At 62.8% G+C, this 6,580-nt stretch carries 4 protein-coding genes; all 4 read left to right on the top strand.

All coding sequences use genetic code 11. The annotated features are described in order from the left end of the window. Nucleotides 1–1,546: cystathionine beta-lyase (gene metC / locus HX846_RS26145; RefSeq protein WP_178966380.1), on the top strand; the 1,546-nt coding region annotated here is incomplete at its 5' end. Nucleotides 1,547–1,654: 108 nt separating this feature from the next. After that, nucleotides 1,655–2,155, top strand: coding sequence for a thiol peroxidase (gene tpx / locus HX846_RS26140; RefSeq protein ID WP_134326424.1), 501 nt, complete (start codon nucleotides 1,655–1,657; stop codon nucleotides 2,153–2,155). Nucleotides 2,156–2,385: 230 nt separating this feature from the next. After that, the gene (locus tag HX846_RS26135; RefSeq protein WP_102605667.1) at nucleotides 2,386–3,696 is read left to right on the top strand and encodes an MdtA/MuxA family multidrug efflux RND transporter periplasmic adaptor subunit; all 1,311 of its coding nucleotides are present in this window, start codon (nucleotides 2,386–2,388) and stop codon (nucleotides 3,694–3,696) included. Beyond that, nucleotides 3,693–6,580, top strand: a 2,888-nt coding sequence (locus tag HX846_RS26130; RefSeq protein ID WP_178966379.1) for a multidrug efflux RND transporter permease subunit, incomplete at its 3' end; no start/stop codon positions are given. The genes HX846_RS26135 and HX846_RS26130, both read left to right, overlap by 4 nt.

The following is a 6,580-nucleotide window of genomic DNA, read 5'->3' as shown; positions in this document are numbered from 1 at the left end:
GGACCTGCGCCCGAGCATGATCCATCGCAAGGGCCGGATTGTCGGTTCGCGCTGGTCGATTCGTTCGCGGTTGACCGCTGGTGGGCGTCCACTGGTGCTGCTGGCTGATGATCCGGCACTGGCCGCTTTTGCTGCGTTGGGCTTGGGCGGCGATGTGCGTTTGCTCGACGGCGGCTATTCCGCGTGGGTTGCGGCCGGTTTGCCGGTGATCGAGGATGCGCAAACGCCTCCGGACAACCAGTGCATCGACTTCCTGTTCTTCACCCACGACCGTCACAGCGGCAACAAGGACGCTGCCCGCCAATATCTCGCCTGGGAAATTGGCCTGTTGGCACAGATGAGCGAAGCGGAAATCGCCAGTCTCAAGCCGTTGTTGCCCGCGTCACGCGTGCGTACCCGGCTGATTCACGCGGCGCGTACCGAAGGCGGCAATGGTGGTCGGGCGGTGAACGTACCGATCACCCGCCTGAGCACCGTGCTGTTCGACAACCTGGCCCAGATGCGTGACGCGCGCTCCCGACGCGACAGTGAGCGGGTCCTGAGTTACGGCGCACGCGGCAATCCCACCGCTTTTGCCCTTGAAGACCTGGTCACCGAACTTGAGGGGGGCTATCGCACACGGCTGTATGGCACCGGGCTCGCCGCCGCGGCGCAGACGTTCCTGGCCTACCTGCGGCCCGGCGACCATGTGTTGATCACCGACGCCGTCTATTCGCCGGTGCGCAAACTGGCCCGGGAGTTCCTCCAGCCATTCGGCATCGAAGTCAGCTATTTCGCCCCGGACGGCAGCGGCCTGGAAGCGCAACTGCAGGCCAACACCAAAATGGTCTACGCCGAAGTGCCAGGTTCGCTGCTGTATGAGCTGTGTGACCTGCCCGCGCTAGCCGCACTTTGCAAGCCGCGGGGAATTCTGTTGGCGGTGGACAACACCTGGGGCTCGGCGTACCTGTACCGCCCGCTGGCGCTGGGTGCCGACATCTCGATCATGGCCTTGACCAAGTACCTTGGCGGCCACAGTGACGTGATGATGGGCAGCGTCTGCACCACCGAAGCGGCATGGCCGGCCCTGGCGAAAATGAGCGATACCTTTGGCAATGCAGTGAGTGCCGACGATGCCTACCTGATCCTGCGTGGCGCACGCACCCTGGCCTCTCGGCTGGACGTGCACGAGCGCCAGGCGTTGAAGATTGCCCAGTGGTTGCAGGCGCAGCCGCAGGTCAAGCGGGTGTTTCATCCGGCACTGGCGGAGCATCCTGGCCACGCGCTGTGGAAGCGTGACTTCAGCGGGAGCAACGGTTTGCTGTCCTTCGAACTCGACCGCGCGGATGCCGGCTACGTCGAACGGTTTATCGACGGCCTGCAGCTGTTTGGCCTGGGCGCATCCTGGGGCGGCTTTGAAAGCCTGGTGACCCTGGCCGATACACAGGATCGCCAGAACGCCGCCGACCGTGGATTGAACCCGGTGGTGCGCCTGCATGTGGGGCTGGAGGATGTGGAGGCGTTGATCGAGGATCTGCAGCGCGGGTTCGTGGCGGCGGGGCGTTGAGCCTTGCACCATGACAATTTGCGTCCGCCCATAGGTGCCCATCGAACTTTGTGTTTAACTTCGGCACCTGAAATTCGTTTCACTACCACCACTAGAAGGATTCCGTTCATGGCTCAAGTTACCCTCCGAGGCAACCCTGTCCAGGTCGAAGGCGATTTGCCGAAAGTCGGCGCCAAGGCGCCAGACTTCACCCTGACTGCCGGCGACCTGTCTGACGCGACCCTGGCGACTTTCGCCGGCAAGCGCAAAGTGCTGAACATTTTCCCAAGCGTTGATACCCCGACCTGCGCCACTTCGGTTCGCAAGTTCAACGCTCAGGTCAACGACGTGAACAACACCGTAGTGTTGTGCATCTCCACCGACCTGCCATTTGCCCAGGCGCGTTTCTGCGGTGCCGAAGGCCTGGAAAACGTGAAGAACCTGTCGGACTTCCGTGAGGCAGCGTTTGCTGTCGACTACGGTGTAGCGCTTGCTGATGGCCCGCTCCGCGGCCTGACCGCCCGTGCCGTCGTGGTACTGGACGAGAACGACAACGTGCTGCACAGCGAACTGGTCAGCGAAATTGGCCAAGAGCCGAACTACGAGGCAGCCCTGGCTGTTTTGAAGTAACTGTTACTACGCATTACTGTCGTTTTGCAGTAACACGCGTGATGCAGTATTACGGCCTGGCCTAGTCCAGGCCGTTTTTATTTGTGCTTCAGATGCTTAGCCAGATAGCGAATGGACTAAGCACAGAAGTTAAAAGTTGTAATCCAAGGTAAATAGCCGGTAAAGGCGCTTTTCTTAACGCGCCCCAGTGCTTATCTTTCAGCCTCCCGAAGAAGAAGCTCTCGCACCCAATGGTTGATCACTCCATGCAATCCACCCCTCGTCACTCCCGCCGCTGGCTGTTCGGCCTCCTTGTGCTGCTGGTCATTGCCGGCCTGTGCTGGAAGTTCTGGCCTGGCACCAGCCACAAGGACAGCGCCGAGAAGAAGCCCGCCGGGCATGCCGGCAAGTCGGGGATGATGCGCCCGGGCTTTGGGGGTTCTACCGGCCCGGTGCCGGTGCGTGTGGCGCCGGCGGTGCTGGGCGAATTCCCGGTGTACTACAAGGCGCTGGGTACGGTGACGGCACTCAACACCATCAATGTGCGCAGCCGGGTTGGCGGAGAGCTGGTCAAGATCGCCTTTGAAGAGGGGCAGATGGTCAAGGCCGGTGACCTGCTGGCGGAAATCGACCCGCGCAGTTACCAGAATGCCTTGCTCCAGGCCCAGGGCACGTTGCTGCAGAACCAGGCCCAGCTGAAAAACGCCCAGGTCGACGTGCAGCGTTATCGCGACCTGTATGCCCAGGACAGTATCGCCAAGCAGACCCTGGACACCGCCGAAGCACTGGTGTTGCAGTACCAGGGCACGGTCAAGACCAACCAGGGCGCGGTGGATGACGCCAAGCTGAACCTCGAATTCACCAAGATCCGCGCCCCGATCACCGGTCGTGTCGGCCTGCGCCAGGTAGACGTGGGCAACCTCGTCGCCGCCAACGACACCACCTTCCTGGCGGTGATCACCCAGACCCAACCCATCAGCGTGGTCTTCACGTTGCCGGAAAACACCCTGGAAACCGTGCTGGCGCGTTATCACGCCGGCAACAAGCTGCCGGTGGAAGCCTGGGACCGTGGCGATGTCGCGGTGAAAGCCACGGGCGTGCTGCAAAGCCTCGATAACCAGATCGACGTCACCACCGGCACCCTGAAATTCAAGGCGCGGTTCGATAACAAGGACCAGGCGCTGTTCCCCAACCAGTTCGTGAACGTGCACTTGCTGGCCGACACCCTGCACAACGTGGTGCTGGCGCCGTCGGCGGCGATTCAGTTCGGCAATACCGGCACCTTCGTCTACGTGCTCGATGGCGACAAGAAGGTCAAGGTGCGTCCGCTGGTGATCGGTGATTCCGACGGCGACAACACCGTGGTCAAGCAAGGCCTGGCCGCCGGCGACCGCGTGGTGCTGGAAGGCACCGACCGCCTGAAGGACGGCAGTGACATTGAAGTGGTCAACGACAGCGCTGAAGTGCCGACCACGCCGACCGAACACCTCCAGGGTCAACCGGCAGCCAAGACGCAACAAGGCCCGGCTGATGCCGCCAAGGCGCAAAAGGGCGGCGCATGAACCTCTCGCGGCTGTTCATCCTTCGCCCGGTAGCCACTACCCTGAGCATGCTGGCCATTGTCCTGGCCGGCGTGATCGCTTATCGCCTGCTGCCGGTCTCGGCCTTGCCCCAGGTGGATTACCCGACCATCCGGGTGATGACCCTGTACCCCGGCGCCAGTCCGGACGTAATGACCAGCGCGGTCACGGCGCCCCTTGAGCGTCAGTTCGGGCAGATGCCCGGCCTGACCCAGATGGCGTCCACCAGCTCCGGCGGCGCCTCGGTGCTGACCCTGCGTTTCAACCTCGACATCAACATGGATGTCGCCGAGCAACAGGTGCAGGCCGCGATCAACGCCGCCACCAACCTGCTGCCCAAGGACCTGCCGGCGCCGCCGGTGTACAACAAGGTCAACCCGGCGGATACCCCGGTGCTGACCCTGGCCATCACCTCCAAGACCATGTTGCTGCCCAAGCTCAATGACCTGGTCGACACGCGCATGGCGCAGAAGATCGCGCAGATCAGCGGCGTCGGCATGGTCAGCATCGCCGGCGGCCAGCGCCAGGCGGTGCGGATCAAGGTCAACCCCGAGGCCCTGGCGGCCAACGGCCTGAACCTGTCGGATGTGCGCACCCTGATCGCCGCCTCCAACGTCAACCAGCCCAAGGGTAACTTTGACGGCCCCACGCGGGTGTCGATGCTCGACGCCAACGACCAGTTGGTCTCGCCCAAGGAATACGCCGAACTGATCCTCGCCTACAACAACGGCGCGCCGTTGCGGCTCAAGGATGTGGCGCAGATCGTCGACGGCGCCGAGAACGAACGCCTCGCGGCCTGGGCCAACGAAAACCAGGCGGTCCTGCTGAACATCCAGCGCCAGCCCGGGGCCAACGTCATCGAGGTGGTGGACCGCATCAAGGCGCTGTTGCCAAGCATCACCGACAACCTGCCGGCGGGCCTGGACGTGACGGTGCTTACCGACCGTACCCAGACCATCCGGGCCTCGGTCAAGGATGTACAACACGAATTGCTGATCGCCATTGCCCTGGTGGTGATGGTGACGTTCCTGTTCCTGCGCCGCTTCAGCGCGACCATCATTCCGTCCATCGCCGTGCCGCTGTCCCTGGTGGGCACCTTCGGCGTGATGTACCTCGCCGGTTTCTCCATCAACAACCTGACGCTGATGGCGCTGACCATCGCCACCGGTTTCGTGGTGGACGACGCCATCGTGATGCTGGAGAACATTTCCCGCTACATCGAGGAAGGCGATACACCGCTCAATGCGGCGCTCAAGGGCGCCAAGCAGATCGGCTTCACCCTGATTTCCCTGACCCTGTCGCTGATCGCGGTATTGATCCCGCTGCTGTTCATGGCGGACGTGGTGGGGCGACTGTTCCGTGAATTCGCGATCACCCTGGCGGTGGCGATCCTGATTTCCCTGGTGGTGTCCCTGACCCTGACGCCGATGATGTGCGCGCGGTTGCTCAAGCGTGAGCCGAAAGAGGAAGAGCAGGGCCGTTTCTACAAGGCCAGCGGCGCCTGGATTGACTGGCTGATCGAGGCCTACGGGCGCAAGTTGCAGTGGGTGCTCAAGCATCAGCCGCTGACCCTGCTGGTGGCCATCGCCACCCTGGGCCTGACCGTGGCGTTGTACATGGTGGTGCCCAAGGGCTTCTTCCCGGTGCAGGACACCGGCGTGATCCAGGGCATTTCCGAAGCGCCACAGTCGATTTCCTTTGCGGCGATGAGCCAGCGCCAGCAGGAACTGGCGAAGATTATCCTCGAAGACCCGGCGGTGGAGAGCCTGTCGTCCTATATCGGGGTAGACGGTGATAACGCCACCCTCAACAGTGGTCGCCTGCTGATCAACCTCAAGCCCCACGGCGAACGGGACCTGAGCGCGGCGCAGATCATCACGCGCCTGCAGCCGCAGTTGGACAAGCTGGTGGGGATTCGCCTGTTCATGCAGCCGGTGCAGGACCTGACCATCGAAGACCGCGTCAGCCGTACCCAGTACCAGTTCAGCATGTCCTCGCCGGACGCCGAGCTGCTGGCCTTGTGGAGTGAAAAGCTGGTACACGCCCTCAGCCAGTTGCCGGAACTCTCCGACGTCGCCAGCGACCTGCAGGACAAGGGCCTGCAGGTGTACCTGGTGATCGACCGTGACGCCGCATCGCGCCTTGGTGTGTCGGTGTCGACCATCACCGACGCGCTGTACGACGCGTTCGGCCAGCGGCAGATATCCACCATCTACACCCAGGCCAGCCAGTACCGCGTGGTATTGCAGGCCCAGTCCGGTGAAACCCTCGGCCCGGACGCCCTGAACCAGATCCATGTGAAAACCACCGACGGTGGCCAGGTGCGGCTGTCGAGCCTGGCCCATGTGGAACAGCGCCAGGCCCAGTTGGCAATCGCGCATATCGGTCAGTTCCCGGCGGTGATGATGTCGTTCAACCTGGCCCCCGGCGTGGCGCTGGGCAAGGGCGTCGACCTGATCAACCAGACCCAGAAAGACATCGGCATGCCGGTGGGCGTGCAGACCCAGTTCCAGGGCGCGGCCCAGGCATTCGAGGCTTCGCTGTCGAGTACCTTGCTGCTGATCCTGGCGGCGGTGGTGACCATGTACATCGTGCTCGGGGTGCTCTACGAGAGCTACATCCACCCGATCACCATCCTCTCGACCTTGCCCTCGGCAGCGGTGGGCGCCTTGCTGGCCTTGCTGCTCAGTGGCAACGACCTGGGGATGATCGCGATCATCGGCATCATCCTGCTGATCGGCATCGTGAAGAAGAACGCGATCATGATGATCGACTTTGCCCTCGACGCTGAGCGCAACCAGGGTCTGGACCCGCAAACCGCGATCTACCAGGCGGCGCTGTTGCGCTTCCGGCCGATCCTGATGAC

The organism is Pseudomonas sp. K5002 (genome assembly GCF_013386655.1).
Lineage (GTDB): Bacteria > Pseudomonadota > Gammaproteobacteria > Pseudomonadales > Pseudomonadaceae > Aquipseudomonas.
The sequence above is the reverse complement of the archived record's forward strand: the minus strand, read 5'-3'. Positions and strand labels throughout refer to the sequence as shown.